At 71.1% G+C, this 17,994-nt stretch carries 11 protein-coding genes, 3 tRNA genes and 1 pseudogene; 7 read left to right on the top strand and 8 right to left on the bottom strand.

The annotated features are described in order from the left end of the window. Window positions 1-297 precede the first annotated feature (297 nt). From ACWD35_RS13545 to ACWD35_RS13555, 3 genes are all read right to left on the bottom strand, one after another. Window positions 298-374, bottom strand: a tRNA-Ile gene (locus ACWD35_RS13545). A gap of 188 nt (window positions 375-562) precedes the next feature. After that, window positions 563-635, bottom strand: a tRNA-Asn gene (locus ACWD35_RS13550). Between the two features lie 6 nt (window positions 636-641). Next, a tRNA-Asn gene (locus ACWD35_RS13555) sits at window positions 642-714 on the bottom strand. Window positions 715-872: 158 nt separating this feature from the next. Between ACWD35_RS13555 and ACWD35_RS13560 the strand changes: the two genes are divergently transcribed. The 4 genes from ACWD35_RS13560 (at window position 873) to ACWD35_RS13575 (ending at window position 6,485) form a co-directional block, all read left to right on the top strand. Further along, complete coding sequence (locus ACWD35_RS13560; protein WP_451351355.1) at window positions 873-1,178, top strand: YtxH domain-containing protein; 306 nt, start codon at window positions 873-875, stop codon at window positions 1,176-1,178. A gap of 61 nt (window positions 1,179-1,239) precedes the next feature. Further along, window positions 1,240-2,694, top strand: coding sequence for an FGGY family carbohydrate kinase (locus ACWD35_RS13565; RefSeq protein ID WP_451351356.1), 1,455 nt, complete (start codon window positions 1,240-1,242; stop codon window positions 2,692-2,694). A gap of 129 nt (window positions 2,695-2,823) precedes the next feature. Next, a complete protein-coding gene (locus ACWD35_RS13570) occupies window positions 2,824-4,557 on the top strand; it encodes an ABC transporter ATP-binding protein (RefSeq protein ID WP_451351357.1) in 1,734 nt (577 codons plus the stop codon). Further along, window positions 4,557-6,485, top strand: a complete 1,929-nt coding sequence (locus ACWD35_RS13575) for an ABC transporter ATP-binding protein (protein WP_451351358.1) — start codon at window positions 4,557-4,559, stop codon at window positions 6,483-6,485. Before ACWD35_RS13570 ends, ACWD35_RS13575 begins: the two co-directional genes overlap by 1 nt. Window positions 6,486-6,549: 64 nt before the next feature. On the opposite strand, the pseudogene ACWD35_RS13580 reads toward ACWD35_RS13575, so the two are convergent. From ACWD35_RS13580 to ACWD35_RS13600, 5 genes and pseudogenes are all read right to left on the bottom strand, one after another. After that, window positions 6,550-7,744: pseudogene (locus ACWD35_RS13580) on the bottom strand (RNA polymerase sigma factor). A 142-nt stretch (window positions 7,745-7,886) separates the two neighbouring features. Further along, a complete protein-coding gene (gene dnaG / locus ACWD35_RS13585; protein ID WP_451351359.1) occupies window positions 7,887-9,791 on the bottom strand; it encodes a DNA primase in 1,905 nt (634 codons plus the stop codon). Window positions 9,792-9,829: 38 nt separating this feature from the next. Continuing rightward, window positions 9,830-11,092, bottom strand: a complete 1,263-nt coding sequence (locus ACWD35_RS13590; protein ID WP_451351360.1) for an NAD(P)/FAD-dependent oxidoreductase — start codon at window positions 11,090-11,092, stop codon at window positions 9,830-9,832. Window positions 11,093-11,196: 104 nt separating this feature from the next. Next, entirely contained in the window at window positions 11,197-12,471 is a 1,275-nt protein-coding gene (locus ACWD35_RS13595) for a deoxyguanosinetriphosphate triphosphohydrolase (RefSeq protein ID WP_451351361.1), read from the bottom strand. A 93-nt stretch (window positions 12,472-12,564) separates the two neighbouring features. Continuing rightward, window positions 12,565-13,419: a sirohydrochlorin chelatase gene (locus ACWD35_RS13600; protein WP_451351362.1), complete on the bottom strand. Its 855-nt coding sequence runs from the start codon at window positions 13,417-13,419 to the stop codon at window positions 12,565-12,567. A 175-nt stretch (window positions 13,420-13,594) separates the two neighbouring features. On the opposite strand from ACWD35_RS13600, the gene ACWD35_RS13605 reads away from it, so the two are divergent. The 3 genes from ACWD35_RS13605 (at window position 13,595) to ACWD35_RS13615 (ending at window position 17,923) form a co-directional block, all read left to right on the top strand. Further along, window positions 13,595-14,275 carry a SanA/YdcF family protein gene (locus ACWD35_RS13605; RefSeq protein WP_451351363.1) on the top strand — a complete coding sequence of 227 codons (681 nt, stop codon included), beginning with the start codon at window positions 13,595-13,597 and terminating at the stop codon, window positions 14,273-14,275. Between the two features lie 481 nt (window positions 14,276-14,756). Beyond that, complete coding sequence (locus ACWD35_RS13610; protein ID WP_451351364.1) at window positions 14,757-15,692, top strand: hypothetical protein; 936 nt, start codon at window positions 14,757-14,759, stop codon at window positions 15,690-15,692. A gap of 110 nt (window positions 15,693-15,802) precedes the next feature. After that, window positions 15,803-17,923 carry a molybdopterin oxidoreductase family protein gene (locus ACWD35_RS13615; protein ID WP_451351365.1) on the top strand — a complete coding sequence of 707 codons (2,121 nt, stop codon included), beginning with the start codon at window positions 15,803-15,805 and terminating at the stop codon, window positions 17,921-17,923. The last annotated feature ends 71 nt before the right edge of the window (window positions 17,924-17,994 follow it).

The raw sequence follows: 17,994 nt of genomic DNA on the forward strand, positions 1-17,994 counted from the left end.
CATGTCGTCCTGCGTCACGCCTGCGACGCCCGGCGGCCTTTTCCGGTCTGCCCAGAGCTTATCCACAAACCAGCAAAGTGTTCGACGGCTCCTGACCGGATGGCTGTGAAGGATCGATGACGGCGCGCCGAGAGGTGCCGCAGGTCACATGCCACAGGGAACTCCCGGGCCGGGCCTACGGGTTCACATCAGCGGCGCGGCGACGGCCCTTCGGTCTTCGAACACGACAGAAGCCCCTCCAACAGGGAGGGGCTTCCTTGTCACCGCAGGTGAAAACGTTCCTGCACGGAGCTGCTGTGGTGGGGCGGGTGGGACTCGAACCCACGGCCGACGGATTATGAGTCCGCTGCTCTAACCGGCTGAGCTACCGCCCCATAGCGGCGTGTCGCGTACAAGTGTGCGCGCCGTCTGCCGCAGCATAGCCGCTCATACGATCTCCTGCTTCGGATGGTCGGCTTCTGTGCTGCTTCATGACCTTGAGGACATCGCCGCAGGCGCGGCGGTTCCCGCGGGCATGAACCGGACATGAAAAAGGACCCCCAAGGGGCCCTCATTCAATGCGCTCCCCCGACTGGACTCGAACCAGTAACCTGCCGGTTAACAGCCGGCTGCTCTGCCAATTGAGCTACGGAGGACCGAAGCTCCCCCGACTGGACTCGAACCAGTAACCTGCCGGTTAACAGCCGGCTGCTCTGCCAATTGAGCTACGGAGGATCGCCTCGTTTGCATCGAACGCACCTACCTGGGTATTCGCCAGGGGGCGTGCGCTCGCTGCGACACATACATTAGCGCAAGCAGGGGGGTGCTCCGCCAATCGGTTCCCCTCGGCTCGACGCCGCACCAGAGACCTACACAAGGGAAGGGTGGCCGCCATGCGCTACCGGCTCACGTTCGTCGCCGGACTCGCCCTCGGTTACGTGCTCGGCACGCGGGCCGGACGCGAGCGCTACGAGCAGCTGAAGAAATGCGCTCGCCAGATCGCGCAGAACCCCGCCGTCCGCAACACCGCCGAGACCGCCGCCCAGCAGGGCCGCGTCTACGCCGGCAAGGCCTTCCACACGGTCAGCCACAAGGTCGGCGACCGCGTCCCCGAATCGGTGACCCAGCGTGTCCGCTCCCTGCGCGAGCGCAACCTCGACGGCACCCCCGAGGACGACTGGGGCACCAGCAACACCTGACACCGGACCCACACCCGCCCAAGGGCAAGAAACCCCACGACGATGCTGCAAAATTCTCGTTATGGGGATAGTCGCCGGGTTGGACAGCTCGCCCGATTTCACTCGCATCGTGGTCTGTGACACGGACACCGGTGCCGTCATACGGCAGGGATACGCGCCGCATCCGCTCGAGGCGCCGGACAGCGAGAAGCGTCCCAGCGACGTGGATCCGCAGGCCTGGCTGCTGTCCTTGGGCGAGGCCGCCGGCGGCGGACTGCTGGAGGGCGTGCAGGCCATCGGCGTCTCCGCGCAGCAGAACGCGCTGATCCCGCTCGACGCCCAGGGCGCCACCGTGCGCCCGGCGCTCGTCGGCGGTGACAAGCGGGCGCAGGTCGCCGCGGCCGACCTGGTCGAGGCGCTCGGCGGGCGGGAAGCCTGGGCGCAGGCCGTGGGCTGTGTACCGCAGGCCGCGCAGCCCGTGACCAAGCTGCGCTGGCTCGCCAAGAACGAGCCCGAGAACGCGCTGCGCACCGCGACCCTGCTCCAGGCCCACGACTGGCTGGTCTGGCAGCTGCTGGGCCGGCCCGTGCGCCGGACCACCGACCGCGGCGGCGCCTCCGGCACCGGGTACTGGTCCGCGGCCACCGGCTCCTACCGGCCCGACCTGGTCGAGCTGGCGCTCGGGCACCAGACGCTGCTGCCGGAGGTGATCGGCCCGTCGGAGGCGGCCGGTACGACCCCGGAGGGGCTGCTGATCTCGGCCGGGACCGGGGAGACCATGGCCGCAGCCTTCGGGCTCGGGCTCGGGCTGGGCGACGCGGTCGTGTCCCTCGGCGCCTCGGGCTCCGTGATGGCCGTCCACCCGGAGGCGCTGGCCGACCAGTCCGGGATGATCACGTCCCTCGCCGACGCCACCGGCATGCACCTGCCGGTCGTGACGACCCTCAACGCCGTACGGACCCTGCGCGGCACCGCCGAACTGCTCGGGCTGCCCGATCTGGAGAGCCTGTCCGAGCTGGCGATGAAGTCCACGCCGGGCGCCCACGGGCTCGTCCTCCTCCCCTATCTGGAGGGTGAGCGGACGCCGAACCTGCCGCACACCGCCGGGACGATCGCCGGGCTGCGGCGCGAGTCGATGAAGCCGGAGCATCTGGCGCGGGCCGCGTTCGAGGGCATGCTGTGCGGGCTCGCGGACGCGCTGGACGTGCTGCGCGGGCGGGGTGTGGAGGTGCGGCGGATCTTCCTGCTGGGCCCGGCCGCCGAGCTGTCCGCCGTGCAGGCCGCGGCGCCCTCGCTGTTCGGCGCCCAGGTCGTCGTACCGCAGCCCGCGGACTACGCGGCGATCGGCGCGGCCCGGCAGGCGGCGTGGGCGCTCGGGGTGTCGCAGGGCACCCTCGACCCGCGTACCCCGCCGGCCTGGCAGGGCGCGGCGGCGCAGGTCCTGGAGCCGGGCGACGACCTGCCCGTGGGGCAGGCGGTGCGGCAGCAGTACGTCTCGGTGCGCGAGCAGACCCACCCGGGGGCGTTTCGTCTCTGAAGCCCCTGATCACCCGGGGGTTGGGTGCACCGATTGGGTTAATCGGTTGAGGTAACGCCGGTGGAGTGTTCGACGATAGGGGCCAGGGGCAGTCGACCAGCCCCTACCGCCGACTCCGAGAGACGTAGCGTGCTCATACGACTTCTGCGGACCTATCTCAGGCCCTACAAGAAACCCATAGCCGCCCTGGTGGCGCTGCAGTTCCTGCAGACCTGCGCCACCCTCTACCTGCCCACCCTCAATGCCGACATCATCGACAACGGTGTCGTGAAGGGCGACACGGGTTACATCCTGTCCTTCGGCGCCCTGATGATCGGCATCTCGCTGGCCCAGGTCGTGTGCAACATCGGCGCCGTCTACTACGGCGCCCGGACCGCCTCGGCGCTCGGCCGGGACGTGCGCAGGGCCGTCTTCGACCGGGTCCAGGCCTTCTCCGCACGTGAAATCGGTCACTTCGGGGCGCCCTCCCTCATCACCCGTACGACGAACGACGTACAGCAGGTCCAGATGCTGGCCCTGATGACGTTCACACTGATGGTGTCGGCGCCCATCATGTGTGTGGGCGGCATCGTGCTGGCCCTCGGCCTGGATGTGCCGCTGTCGACGGTGCTCGTCGCCGTCGTCCCCGTGCTCGGCATCTCGGTGACGCTGATCGTGCGCCGGCTGCGCCCGCTGTTCCGGTCCATGCAGGTCCGCCTGGACACCGTGAACCGGGTGCTGCGCGAGCAGATCACCGGCAACCGGGTGATCCGCGCCTTCGTCCGGGACGAGTACGAGCAGGGGCGGTTCAGGAAGGCCAACGCCGACCTGACCGAGATGCAGCTGGCCACCGGCCGGATGCTCGCGCTGATGTTCCCGATCGTGATGACGGTGGTGAACCTGTCGTCCGTCGCGGTGGTGTGGTTCGGCGCGCACCGCATCGACAGCGGCGGGATGCAGATCGGTGACCTGACCGCGTTCCTCGCCTATCTGATGCAGATCGTCATGTCCGTGATGATGGCCACCTTCATGTTCATGATGGTGCCGCGCGCCGAGGTGTGCGCCGAGCGCATCCAGGAGGTCCTGGAGACCGATTCGAGCGTCGTACCGCCGCTCGCGCCCGTCACGGAGCTGGGCCGGCACGGGCACCTGGAGATCCGGGGCGCGGGCTTCCGCTATCCGGGCGCCGAGGAGCCGGTGCTGAAGTCCATCGACCTGGCCGCCCGGCCGGGCGAGACGACCGCCGTGATCGGCTCCACGGGCAGCGGCAAGTCGACGCTGCTGGGCCTCGTCCCGCGGCTGTTCGACGCCACCGAGGGCCAGGTGCTGGTGGACGGCGTCGACGTCTCGGAGGTCGACCCGAAGCTGCTGGCCAGGACCGTCGGGATGGTGCCGCAGAAGCCGTACCTGTTCGCGGGCACGGTGGCCACCAACCTGCGCTACGGCAACCCGGACGCCACCGACGAGGAGCTGTGGCACGCGCTGGAGGTGGCGCAGGCCAAGGACTTCGTGAGCAAGCTGGAGGGCGGGCTGAACGCGCCCATCGCGCAGGGCGGCACCAACGTCTCCGGCGGCCAGCGGCAGCGGCTCGCCATCGCCCGCACGCTGGTGCAGCGCCCGGAGATCTACCTCTTCGACGACTCCTTCTCCGCGCTCGACTACGCGACGGACGCGGCACTGCGCGCGGCCCTCACCGAGGAGACCGCCGAGGCGACCGTCGTCATCGTCGCGCAGCGCGTGGCGACCATCCGGGACGCCGACCGGATCATCGTGCTGGACGAGGGCCTCGTGGTCGGCTCCGGCCGGCACCACGAGCTGATGACGACGAACGAGACCTACCGGGAGATCGTGCTCTCCCAGCTGACGGAAGCGGAGGCCGCCTGATGGCCGGGCCCATGGGACGCATGATGGCCGGCGGCGGCCCGGACCAGCGCTCGATGGACTTCAAGGGGTCGGGCAAGCGGCTCCTCTCCCACTTCAAGCCCGAACGGCTCACCCTGTACACGCTGCTGCTGTGCGTGGTGGTCAGCGTGGCGCTGAGCGTGGTCGGCCCGAAGATCCTCGGCAAGGCCACCGACCTGGTCTTCGCCGGCATCATCGGCCGGCAGATGCCCGCCGGCGCCAGCAAGGAGCAGGTGCTCGACTCCATGCGGGCGCATGGCCGCGGCTCCATCGCGGACATGCTGCAGAGCACGGACTTCACGCCCGGCAAGGGCATCGACTTCGGTGCCGTCGGCAGCGTGCTGCTGCTCGCCACGGGAACGTTCCTGCTGGCCGGTCTGCTGATGGCAGTCGCGACCCGGCTGGTCAACCGGACCGTCAACCGCACGATGTTCCGGATGCGGGAGGACGTGCAGACGAAGCTGTCCCGGCTGCCGCTGTCGTACTTCGACAAGCGCCAGCGCGGCGAGGTGCTCTCCCGCGCGACCAACGACATCGACAACATCGGGCAGACGCTCCAGCAGTCGATGGGCCAGCTGATCAACTCGGTGCTCACCATCATCGGCGTGCTCGCGATGATGTTCTGGGTCTCCTGGATCCTCGCGCTGGTCGCGCTGGTGACCGTGCCGCTGTCGGTCTTCGTGGCCGCCCGGGTCGGCAAGCGGTCGCAGCCGCACTTCGTGCAGCAGTGGCGCACCACCGGCAAGCTGAACGCGCACGTGGAGGAGATGTACACCGGGCACACCCTGGTGAAGGTGTTCGGGCGCCAGGAGGAGTCGGCGCAGCAGTTCGCCGAGCAGAACGAGGCGCTGTACCAGGCCGCGTTCAAGGCGCAGTTCAACAGTGGCGTCATGCAGCCGCTGATGATGTTCGTGTCGAACCTGAACTACATCCTGGTGGCGGTCGTCGGCGGCCTGCGGGTGGCCTCCGGCTCGCTCTCCATCGGTGACGTGCAGGCCTTCGTCCAGTACTCGCGGCAGTTCTCGATGCCGCTGACGCAGGTCGCGTCGATGGCGAACCTGGTGCAGTCGGGTGTGGCGTCGGCGGAGCGGATCTTCGAACTCCTGGACGCGGAGGAGCAGGAGGCGGACCCGGTGCCGGGCGAGCGGCCGGCCGAGCTGCGCGGGCTGGTGGACCTGGAGCAGGTGTCGTTCCGCTACGACCCCGACAAGCCGCTGATCGAGGACCTGTCGCTGACGGTGCGGCCGGGCCAGACGGTGGCCATCGTCGGCCCGACCGGCGCGGGCAAGACCACGCTGGTCAACCTGCTGATGCGGTTCTACGACGTGTCGGGCGGCCGGATCGCTCTCGACGGGGTGGACATCCGGAAGATGTCCCGCGACGAACTGCGGTCCGGCATCGGCATGGTGCTCCAGGACACCTGGCTGTTCGGCGGCACCATCGCGGAGAACATCGCGTACGGCGCCTCGCGGGAGGTCACCCGGGGCGAGATCGAGGAGGCGGCACGGGCGGCGCACGCCGACCGGTTCATCCGCACCCTCCCCGACGGCTATGACACCGTGATCGACGACGAGGGCACCGGGGTCAGCGCCGGTGAGAAGCAGCTCATCACGATCGCGCGGGCGTTCCTGTCCGACCCGGTGATCCTGGTGCTGGACGAGGCGACCAGCTCCGTCGACACCCGTACCGAGGTGCTGATCCAGAAGGCGATGGCCAAACTCGCGCACGGCCGTACGTCGTTCGTGATCGCGCACCGGCTCTCCACCATCCGGGACGCCGACACGATCCTGGTGATGGAGAACGGCTCGATCGTGGAACAGGGCGCGCACACCGACCTGTTGGAGGCGGACGGGGCGTACGCGCGGCTGTACAAGGCCCAGTTCGCGCAGGCGCTGGCGGAGGTCGACTAGGCGCAGGGAAGCCGACCGGCAGACAGGGGGCCGCCACGCGACTGTGGCGGCCCCCTCCTGCTTTTCAGTCCAGGTAACCCCGCAGCTGGTCCGCGAAGGCGTGGTCCCGGAGCTTGTTGAGGGTCTTGGACTCGATCTGGCGTATGCGCTCCCGGGTCACGCCGAACAGACGGCCGATCTCCTCCAGGGTGCGGGGACGGCCGTCGATCAGTCCGTAGCGGAGCTGGACGACCTTGCGCTCGCGCTCGCCGAGCGTGGACAGCACCGCTTCCAGGTGCTCGCGCAGCAGCAGGAACGCGGCGGACTCGACGGGGCTGGCCGCGTCGCCGTCCTCGATGAGGTCGCCGAGGGCCACGTCGTCCTCCTCCCCCACGGGCGCGTGCAGGGAGACCGGTTCCTGGGCGAGCCGCAGGACCTCGCCGACCCGCTCGGGCGCCAGGTCGAGGTGGGCGGCGACCTCGTCCGGGGTGGGCTCGTAGCCGCGCTCCTGGAGCATCCGCCGCTGCACCCGTACGACGCGGTTGATCAGCTCGACGACGTGCACGGGGACGCGGATGGTGCGGGCCTGGTCGGCCAGCGCCCGGGACATGGCCTGCCGGATCCACCAGGTGGCGTACGTGGAGAACTTGTAGCCGCGGGCGTAGTCGAACTTCTCCACGGCCCGGATGAGCCCGAGGTTGCCCTCCTGGACGAGGTCGAGCATGGTCAGCCCGCGGCCGACGTACCGCTTGGCGACCGAGACCACGAGCCGCAGGTTGGCCTCGATGAGCCGCCGCTTGGCCATCCGGCCCAGCACGACGAGCCGGTCCAGGTCCATGGCGAGCTGGGTGTCCAGGTCGGGGGTGCTGCTCAGCTTCTCCTCGGCGAACAGGCCGGCCTCCACCCGGCGGGCGAGTTCGACCTCCTCGGCGGCGGTGAGCAGTGGGATGCGGCCGATCTCGCGCAGGTACTGGCGGAACAGGTCGGCGGAGGGACCCCCGCTCTCGGCCCGGGCGGCGACCGGCGCCTCGGCGGGCTCCTCGGCGGGCTCCTCGGCGTCCTCCGCGAGCGCGTCGGCAGGCGGCTCCGTCGGCTCCGCGGCCGTCTCGGCGGTCTCCGGGTGATGCGCGCCACGGCTCTGTGGCGGCACGGCCGCGACGACGCCGGTCTCCTCGTCCGGCTCGCCGGGGGTGGCACCGGTACTGCTGTCGGTCTGAGTGAGGGTCTGGGTCTGCACGGGGGCGACCTCCAGGATGTTCGCTGCTCAAGGAGTACGGCAGCGGTACTTCGGGAGCAGAGTCGACGGCCTGCGCTCCGAGGACTCGGACACCGACCCCAGTGTGGAGTACGACACATCCCCGCTACGAGGGGCGTGCGGTGACTTTTTGCGTCCGGTCCGTGACCCGTTGGTGACCCTGGTGCTCAGAGAGCCGAGGGACCCTCGTTCTGCAGCGCCCTGTCGTACCTGGTGAGGACCATCATCTCGTTCTGGACGGCGGCCGACTGCGCCGGATCCGTGTGCCCGAGCCGGGTCAAGCTGCCCTGGAGATCGGTGAGCCGACGGGTCACGGCCCTGCGCCGGACGGTGACGAGCTGTTCGCCGGCATAGGCCTCGTCGACCGTGCGGCGCAGGATCGCCTCCACCGCCAGCTCCGTCACCATCGCCCGGACCGTGTCGTCGGGCGCCGCGTCCCGGACGCGGACCAGGTACTCCTGCGGGTCCTGGCCGCCGTACTCGGCGCCGCCCGCCTCCGCGATCGCCTGGCGTACGGCCGCGTAGGGAGGGGCGGTGAACTCGTCGACGCCGTACGCGTCGAACGCGGGCGACACCAGCGCGGGCCGTTGCAGGGCGAGTTTGAGCAGTTCGCGCTCGGTGGCGTAGACGGGGTTGCGCAGGGTGAGCGCCGGGCCGGAGTTCGCCGGGCGGGAGGCTCCCTCCCACTGCTGCTGCGGGGCGCGGGGCTGTTGCTGCGGGCCGCCCTTGCCGCCGCGTTCGCGGGCCCAGCGGGCCAGTTGGGCCACTCGCTTGACGACGAACTGGGTGTCGAGGATGCCGAGCATGCCGGCCAGTTCGACGGCGACCTCGTGCTGGGCGCCGCTGTTCTTGATGCGGGCGACCACGGGTGCCGCCTCGTCCAGGGCCGCCGCGCGGCCCGCCGGGGTGTCCAGGTCGTAGCGGCCGACGATCTGGCGGAGCGCGAACTCGAACAGCGGGGTGCGGGGTTCGACCAGGTCGGCGACCGCCTCGTCGCCCTTGGCCAGGCGCAGCTCGCAGGGGTCCATGCCGTCCGGGGCGATGGCGATGTAGGTCTCGGCGGCGAACTTCTGGTCGTCCTCGAAGGCGCGCAGGGCGGCCTTCTGGCCGGCCGCGTCGCCGTCGAAGGTGAAGATCACGCGGGCTGATCCGTTGTCCATCAGCAGGCGGCGCAGGATCTTGATGTGCTCGCCGCCGAAGGCCGTACCGCAGGTCGCGATGGCCGTCGGGACGCCCGCGAGGTGGCAGGCCATCACGTCGGTGTAGCCCTCGACCACCACCGCGCGGCTCGCCTTCGCGATCTCCTTCTTCGCCAGGTCGATGCCGTACAGCACCTGGCTCTTCTTGTAGATCGCCGTCTCGGGCGTGTTCAGGTACTTCGGGCCGTTGTCCGCCTCGTACAGCTTGCGGGCGCCGAAGCCGACAACCTCGCCGCCGATGTCCCGGATGGGCCACATCAGGCGGCCCCGGAAGCGGTCGATGGGTCCGCGGCGGCCCTCCTGGGAGAGGCCGGAGAGGATCAGTTCCTTGTCGGTGAAGCCCTTCCCGCGCAGGTAGCGGGTGAGGTGGTCCCAGCCCTGGGGGCTGTAGCCGACGCTGAAGTGGACGGCGGCTGCCTGGTCGAAGCCGCGCTCGGCGAGGAAGAGCCGGCCGGTCTCGGCCTCCGGGCTGGTGGCGAGCTGCTCGGCGTACCACTGGGCGGCGATCTTGTGCGCCTCGACCAGGCGGATGCGCTCGCCGCGCTGGTGGGCGGGGTTGTACCCGCCCTCCTCGTAGCGCAGCGTGATGCCGGCCTGGGCGGCCAGCCGCTCGACCGCCTCCGAGAAGGAGAGGTGGTCCACCTTCATGACGAAGGTGATGGTGTCGCCGCCCTCCTGGCAGCCGAAGCAGTGGAAGAGTCCCTTGCTCGGGCTGACCTGGAAGGACGGCGACTTCTCGTCGTGGAAGGGGCAGAGGCCCTTGAGGTTGCCGCCGCCCGCGTTGCGCAGCTGGAGGTACTCGGAGACCACGGCGTCGATCGGGACCGCGTCCCGTACCGCCTTCACGTCCTCGTCGTTGATCCGTCCTGCCACGCGTGAATTCTACGGGGCTGGACCGACACCCCCGGTCTTCAGGAAGCCAGGCTGTCGAGGGGTACGCCCGGGTCGGCCAGGGCTTCCGGGTTCACCTCTGCCCCGGAACGGATCAGTGTCTGGATCTGCTCTGTGACATCCCACACGTTCACGTTCATCCCGGCCAGGACGCGTCCCTCCTTGAGCCAGAACGCGATGAACTCCCGCCTGGCCATGTCACCGCGCGCGACCACCTGGTCGTACGACCCCGGCGGCGCCCAGCCGCTGTACTCCATCCCCAGGTCGTACTGGTCGGTGAAGAAGTAGGGCACCCGGTCGTAGACGACGTCCTGGCCCAGCATCGAGCGCGCCGCCGCCGGTCCGCCGTTCAGGGCGTTGGCCCAGTGCTCCACGCGGATCCTGGTGCCGAAGAGGCCGAGCGGGAAGGCCGCGACGTCACCGGCCGCGTAGATGTCGGGGTCGGAGGTGCGCAGCCGTTCGTCGACCGCGACGCCGCCGCCGTGCGCCCGGTCGGCCAGCTCCAGGCCCGCCGCCTCGGCCAGGCCGGTGCGCGGTGCCGCGCCGATCGCCGCGAGGACCTCGTGCGCCGGGTGCTCCTCGCCGTCGTCGGTGCGGACCGCGAAGACCATGCCGTCCTGGCCGACGATCTCGGTGAGCCGCGCGCCGAAGCGGAAGCGCACGCCGTGCTCGCGGTGCAGCTGCTCGAAGACGTTGCCCAGCTCGGGGCCGAGGACGCTGTGCAGCGGGGTGGGCAGCGGCTCGATCACCGTCACCTCGGCGCCGTACTCGCGGGCCGCCGCCGCGACCTCCAGGCCGATCCAGCCGGCGCCCGCGATCACGAGGTGCCCGTTGTCCCGGCCGAGGGCGGCTAGGACGTGTTTGAGCCGCTCGGCGTGGGCGAGGCGGCGCAGATGGTGGACGCCCACCAGGTCGGTGCCGGGGATGTCGAGGCGGCGCGGCTCGGCGCCGGTCGCGAGGAGCAGCTTGTCGTAGCGGATGACGGTGCCGTCGCCCAGGCGGACGGTCTTCGCGGAGCGGTCGATCGCGACGACGGTCTGGCCGAGGTGCAGTTCGACGTCGTGCTGCGCGTACCAGCCGGGCTCGTGCACGAAGACGCTGTCCCGCTCCTCCTTGCCGAGCAGGAAGCCCTTGGACAGCGGCGGCCGTTCGTAGGGGTGGTCGCGTTCGTCGCTGATCAGTATCACCCGGCCGGTGAAGCCCTCCGCGCGGAGCGTCTCGGCCGCCTTCGCTCCGGCGAGGCCGCCTCCGACGATGACGAATGTCTGATCCGCGTCGACCACTTGATGCCTCCTCTTAAGGGTGCCGCCACATGCGAGCGTCCCGCACGCAGCGTGATGCGGGAAGAGGGAGTGACCCGATCAGGCCACGGTCGGGCACGTTCCTCTCACATATGCCCTGTAAGTCTCGCGTGCAGCGAGCGGGCCGAGGCGTCGGTGAGGGATGCGATCTGGTCGACGATCACCCGCTTGCGCGCGTGGTCGTCGCCTGCCCCGTCGAACAGCGCCCGAAACTGCGGATCCAGACCGTCGGGCGCGCGGGCCGTGAGCGCCTCCGCCAGCTCCGCCACGACCACCCGCTGGTCGGCGCGCAGCCGCTCCTGCTCGGCGCGCTGCATCACATACCGGTCCGCGACCGCCTTGAGCACCGCGCACTCCATCCGCGTCTCGCGGGGTACGACGAGTTCGGCGTCGTAGCGGGTGAGCCGGCCGCTGCCGTACGCGGCGCGCGTGGCGCCCTCGGCGGCCAGACAGAACCGGCCGATGAGCTGGCTGGTGGCGTCCTTCAGGCGGGCCTGGGCGACCGCCGTGCCGTCGTAGCCGTGCGGCCACCACTCCTGGTCCTGGAGGCGGTCGAGGGCAGCGGCCAGTTCTTCGGGGTCCGTGTCCGCGGGGACGTAGCGGCCGACGGCCACCTCGAACACCGCCTGCCGTTCGGGCTCGGCGTGCAGGCAGTTGGGGTCGATGTGGCCGGCGTGCAGGCCGTCCTCGACGTCGTGCACCGAGTAGGCCACATCGTCCGCCCAGTCCATGACCTGCGCCTCGAAGCAGGTGCGGGTGCCGGGGGCGGTCTTGCGGACCCAGTCGAACACCGGGCGGTCGTCCTCGTACACGCCGAACTTCTTCGACGCCGGGTCGGTGGGGTGCGCGCCGCGCGGCCAGGGGTACTTGGTGGCGGCGTCCAGGGCGGCGCGGGTGAGGTTGAGGCCGACGGAGCCCTCCGGGGTGAACCGCTTGGGCTCGATGCGGGTGAGGAGTCTGAGGGACTGGGCGTTGCCCTCGAAACCACCGCAGTCGTCGGCGAACTCGTTCAGCGCCTGTTCGCCGTTGTGCCCGAAGGGCGGGTGGCCGAGGTCGTGGGAGAGGCAGGCGGCTTCGACCAGGTCGGGGTCGCAGCCGAGCGCTGCGCCCAGCTCCCGGCCGACCTGGGCGCACTCCAGGGAGTGGGTCAGGCGGGTGCGGGGGCTCGCGTCCCAGGCGAGGCTGCGTGTACCGGGCGTGACCACTTGGGTTTTGCCGGCCAGGCGGCGGAGCGCTGCGCTGTGCAGGATGCGGGCGCGGTCGCGTTGGAAGGCGGTGCGCCCTGGGCGCTTGTCGGGTTCGGGAGCCCAGCGTTCGACTGACGCCGGGTCGTAAGCGTTCTCGGGTGCGGTGCCTTCCATGCTCTGACAGTAAGCGGCGGCAGTGACAATTGGATGGTGCCGGGCGCCTGGTGATCTGCCGGGTGCGGAATTCGGGCGACTGCGGATGGTCCCTCAGGCAGCCGCAATCGACCGTGCCGCCAAGGCCTCCTCATAGCGGTGCACCACCAAGCGGGCCATCGCCTCGTGCGCCCCCAATGGAGCCGCCGCTGTCCATGGCGCCTGGTCCGCGCACTGTGTCGCGAAGCGGCCCGGGGCAGTGAAGTACGACGCGATCGCCACCCGGTGGCGGCCCCGGGCCGTCAGGGCGCGTACCGCTGACCGGACCGTGGGGGTCGCCGCCGAGGCGTACGCAGGGACGACCGGGACTCCGAGGCGGTCGGCGAGGAGGCGGGCCGTGCGGCAGGTGTCCGTCGCCGAGTCGGGGTCGCGCGAGCCTGCCGCGGCGAGGACCACCGCGGTCGAGCGGCGGGCGATGTCGTCCTTGGGCGTGTGCCAGCCGGCCTCGACCAGGCGGTCGTAGAGGGTCTCCACGAGGAGCGGGTGCGGGCCGAGCGGGGCGGCCAGGCGGGCCCGGACGGACGCGGCGGCGGCCATCTCGGGGATGTCCTGCTTGACGTGGTAGCCGCGGCCGAGCAGGAGCGGTACGAGGACGGCGGGGGTGTCGCCGAGGGCGGCGAGGGTGTCGGACAGCAGCGGCTCGTTCAGCTCGATGTGGCCCAGCCGGACGGGCAGCGCGGGGCGCAGCTCGCGTACCCGCTCCATGAGCGTGCGTACGGTGTCCAGCGCGCGCGGGTCGCGGCTGCCGTGGGCCACCAGGACGAGGGCGGGCTCGTCGGGGCGGCGCGCGCCGCTCGGCGAGACGAGCCTGAGCCGGTCGGCGAGCCGACTGCTGATGGCGCTCATGAGGTCCGCCGTGCTGTCCAGGTGGACGCTGGGCCCGTCGGGGAGAGGATGCGACGCCGTCATACGGAGATCCTGACGGCCGGAGGTTGCGTCGCCGTTGCACGGTCGTCACGAGTGTTTTCCATGGGTTCACGGCGCACGGCGGCGAGGTGTGAGGCGAACCGGAGCGCCGTCCCGCGCGTCCTCCATGGTCGGAACCGATCAACTGTTCACATGGGACCGGATCAATGGGGGACGCATGAAGATCCGTCGACCGCGGCTGCCGCGCACCCGCCGGGGGCAGCGGCGGCTGGTGCAGGCCGTGATGGCCGTGTGCGTGCTGGCGCTGCTGCCGGCGGCCTGGCTGTTCCTGTCGACGGCGGACCGGCTGCGGACGACCGCGGACGCCCCGCGCGCCGAGGTCGCCATGGTCTTCGGGGCCGGCCTGTGGAAGGGCGAACCCTCGCCGTACCTGGCGCACCGGCTGGACGCGGCGGCGCAGCTGTACCGGGCGGGCCGGGTCGAGGTGGTGCTGGTCACCGGGGACAACAGCCGCAAGGACTACGACGAGCCGGACGCCATGCGCGCGTACCTGAAGAAGCACGGCGTGCCGGACCGGCGGATCGTCAGCGACTACGCCGGTTTCGACACCTGGGACTCGTGCGTGCGGGCCAAGAAGATCTTCGGGGTGGACCGGGCGGTGCTCATCAGCCAGGACTTCCACATCCGGCGGGCGGTCGCGCTGTGCGAGGCGGCGGGGGTCGACTCGTACGGCGTCGGGGTCCAGGACAAGCACGACGCGACCTGGTACTACGGCGGCACCCGGGAGATCTTCGCGGCGGGCAAGGCGGCGCTGGACGCGGTGTTCCATCCGGATCCGACCTTCCTGGGGCCGCGGGAGCAGGGGGTCACGAAGGCGCTGGCGGGGGCGCGGGGCTGAGGATGGAGATCACGGACCTGACACCGGCCGAGCGCCGCGTCCGGAACGCCTTCCCGCTCGGCGAGGGGAGTTTAGCTCGATCGTGTGAAGGTCGGCTTGCTGGCTTGCGATGTCTTGGGCCGTTCGGGCTACGGTGATTGTGTGATCTGGGACGCCGGGTATGGCGTCGGCGTGCGGGGCCCCCGCTCCACCGGAGTGATGGTTCGGGGCCTCCCCGTCGCCACTGGCCTTACCCACTGGCCAGGTCACATAGGGAACTGGCCTCCCGAGACCGGACCACGGACAGGATCCGTGTCGCTGCCTCGGGGTCGAGTACGCCGGGGACCAGTGCGCCCAAGACCGTTCGGGGCGTGCGGCTGAACAGGACTCACTTCTGCTCAGTCCACAGGAACGGTCGTGCGGATCACCCGTTGTTCGCCGACGGGGCGCGGCTCGGCAGCTCCGGGGCCCACACGTCCGTGCCCAGCTCAACCACGCCGAGGTGGGCACGGACGTGTGGGCCCCGGACCTGGTCGTGCACGGCAAGGTCCACTTGAACGGGGCGGTCGTCCGCAATCAGGTGAACCTCAACGACGCGGAGCTGAACGCCCCCGGAGAGACCGCGTTGCACGCCGAGGTGCTGACGGTCGGCACCGACCTGAACGCCATGCGGCTGCGGGCCCGTGGCCGGGTGAATCTGGGCGGTGCCCGGATTCCCCGTCAGCTCAATCTCGCCTATGCCCGGCTGTCCAACCCGGACGGCCAGGCCCTGCGCGCCAGCAGCTGTGCCGTCGGCGAGCTGTGGCTGCGGGAGGCCGCGCCCATCGAGGGAGCTGTCAATCTGCGCCGTGCCCAGCTCGACCTGTTGCACGTGCCGCCCGAGGTGTGGCCCCGGCAGGTGCAGACCGACGGGCTCAGCTACCGCGTCCTGACCCCGCACCTCCCGGCCGAGCAGCGTCTTCCGCTGCTGGAAGGCGAGCCGGCCGGGTACCTTCCCCACCCGTACGAGCAGCTGACCACGGCGTACCGCACGGTGGGCGACGACGCCGCCGCGCGCACCGTCCAGCTGGCCAAGCTCCGTCGCCACCGCCGCACCCTGCCGCCGTACGCCCGGCTGTGGGGCTACCTCCAGGACGCGGCCGTCGGCTACGGCTTCCGCCCGATGCGGGCCGCGGGCTGGCTGCTGTTGCTGCTGTGCACCGGCACGCTCGCCTTCGCCCTGCACCATCCGCCCGCGCTCCAGCCGGCCGAGGCGCCCGTGTTCAACCCGCTCTTCTACACCCTGGACCTGCTGCTGCCGATCATCGACTTCGGCCAGGAGGCGGCGTTCGCGCCGCGCGACGGGTACCAGTGGCTGTCGTATCTGCTGATCGCCACCGGCTGGGTGCTGGCGACGACGATCGCGGCGGGCGTCACCCGCTCCCTGAACCGGCAGTAGACACGGAACCGCGACCTCACGCCCCGCCCGGCCCGGCGGGGAGGTCGCCGTCCCGGCGGCTTAACAGGAGCAGCCCGGGGCCGTAACACGCCCGACGCACGCTGGGCTGCATGGACTCCACCTCGACGCCCACCCACTGCCCGTACTGCGCTCTGCAATGCGGGATGAACATCCTGTCCCTGCCACAGGGGGGCGTCGAGGTGGCCGAGCGTGCGGACTTCCCGGTGAACCGGGGCGCGCTGTGCGGCAAGGGCCGTACGGCCGCCGAGGTGCTGTCGCCGGGGGCGCGGCTGACCTCGCCGCTCGTGCGGTCCGGGGGCCGGCTGGTGCCCGCGTCCTGGACACAGGCGCTGGACCTGGTCGCCGAGCGGCTCGGGGCGACGCGGGAGCGGTACGGGGCCGATGCGCTGGGGGTGTTCGGCGGGGGCGGGCTGACGAACGAGAAGGCGTACGCGCTCGGCAAGTTCGCGCGGGTGGTGCTGGGCACCTCGCAGATCGACTACAACGGCCGCTTCTGCATGTCGTCGGCCGCCGCCGCCGGGACGAAGGCGTTCGGGCTGGACCGGGGGCTGCCGTTCCCGCTGGAGGACGTCCCGAGGACCGGGTGCGTGATCCTGGTCGGCTCGAACCTCGCCGAGACGATGCCGCCGTCGCTGCGCTACTTCCGTGAACTGCGGGAGAACGGCGGCACGTTGATCGTGATCGATCCGCGCCGGACGAAGACCGCGGAGCAGGCCGACCTGCACCTCGCGCCCCGACCCGGCACCGATCTCGCCCTGGCGCTCGGCCTGTTGCACCTGGTGGTGGCCGAGGGGCGGACGGACGAGGAGTACATCCGGGAGCGCACGACGGGCTGGGAGGAGGCGCGCGCGGCGGCGATGGCGCACTGGCCGGAGTACGTGGAACGGATCACAGGGGTGTCCGTTCCCCAACTCCGCGAGACCGTGAGGATGTTCTGCGAGCCGGAGGCCGCGATGGTGCTGACGGCCCGCGGGCCGGAGCAGCACTCCAAGGGCACGGACACGGTGGGCGCGTGGATCAACCTGTGCCTGGCGACGGGCCGGGCGGGCCGCCCACTGTCCGGGTACGGCTGTCTGACCGGGCAGGGCAACGGCCAGGGCGGACGCGAACACGGCCAGAAAGCAGACCAGTTGCCCGGATACCGCAAGCTGGACGACCCGGCGGCCCGGCGCCACGTGGCCGAGGTGTGGGGCGTGGACCCGGACAGCCTGCCCGGCCCCGGGCGCAGCGCGTACGAGCTGCTGGACGCGCTCGGCACGGACATCCGCGCGCTGCTGCTGATGGGCTCCAACCCGGTGGTGTCGGCCCCGCGCGCCGCGCATGTGGAGGAGCGCGTCAAGGCGCTGGACTTCCTGACCGTCTGCGATGTCGTCCTGTCGGAGACGGCGGAGCTCGCGGACGTCGTCCTGCCGGTGACGCAGTGGGCCGAGGAGGCGGGTACGACGACGAACCTGGAGGGCAGGGTGCTGCTGCGCCGCCGGGCGCTCCCCCCGCCCTCCGGCGTCCGCAGCGACCTGGACGTCCTGCACGGTCTGGCGGCCCGCCTGGGCGTGGAGAAGGGCTTCCCGACCGACCCCGAGGAGGTCTTCGGCGAACTCCGCCGGGCCAGCGCCGGCGGCCCTGCGGACTACTCCGGCATCACCTACCGGCGGCTCGCGGAGGAGAACGGCGTGTTCTGGCCGTGCCCGCAGACCGCGGAGGAGACGGCACAGGGCGGCGACGAGGCGGTCCACCCGGGCACGCCCCGCCTCTTCCTGGACCGGTTCGCCACCGAGGACGGGCGGGCGCGGTTCGCGGCCGTGGCGCACCGGGCGACGGCGGAGGAGCCGGACGAGGAGTACCCGCTGCTGCTGACCACCGGTCGGGTGGTGTCGCAGTACCAGTCGGGCGCGCAGACCCGGCGGGTCGCCGAGCTGAACGCCGCCGCGCCCGGCCCGTTCGTGGAGCTGCACCCGCGGCTCGCGGCCCGTATCGGCGCGGGCGAGGGCGACCCGGTGACGGTCGTCTCCCGGCGCGGCCGGGCCGTGGCGCCCGCCCGCATCACCGACGGCATCCGCCCGGACACCGTCTTCATGCCCTTCCACTGGCCGGGCGAGGGCCGCGCCAACAACCTCACCAACCCGGCCCTCGACCCGACCTCCCGGATGCCGGAGTTCAAGTCGTGCGCGGTGCGGGTGGAGGTGGTGAAGTCCGTAGCGGTTCCGTCATGAGTTGGGTTCAACTCCTGGACACCATCCCCACCGTTGACCGTAGTCTCGCTAGTCTCGCTAAGGTCGCCGGA

The organism is Streptomyces sp. NPDC002671 (genome assembly GCF_053592475.1).

What these genes read in the sequence shown, in the direction of transcription:
- ACWD35_RS13560 (WP_451351355.1), top strand. Translation starts at nt 873, where the DNA reads ATGCGCTACCGGCTCACGTTCGTCGCCGGACTCGCCCTCGGTTACGTG.
- ACWD35_RS13565 (WP_451351356.1), top strand. Translation starts at nt 1,240, where the DNA reads ATGGGGATAGTCGCCGGGTTGGACAGCTCGCCCGATTTCACTCGCATC.
- ACWD35_RS13575 (WP_451351358.1), top strand. Translation starts at nt 4,557, where the DNA reads ATGGCCGGGCCCATGGGACGCATGATGGCCGGCGGCGGCCCGGACCAG.
- ACWD35_RS13595 (WP_451351361.1), bottom strand. Translation starts at nt 12,471, where the DNA reads ATGGAAGGCACCGCACCCGAGAACGCTTACGACCCGGCGTCAGTCGAA.
- ACWD35_RS13600 (WP_451351362.1), bottom strand. Translation starts at nt 13,419, where the DNA reads ATGACGGCGTCGCATCCTCTCCCCGACGGGCCCAGCGTCCACCTGGAC.
- ACWD35_RS13605 (WP_451351363.1), top strand. Translation starts at nt 13,595, where the DNA reads ATGAAGATCCGTCGACCGCGGCTGCCGCGCACCCGCCGGGGGCAGCGG.
- ACWD35_RS13615 (WP_451351365.1), top strand. Translation starts at nt 15,803, where the DNA reads ATGGACTCCACCTCGACGCCCACCCACTGCCCGTACTGCGCTCTGCAA.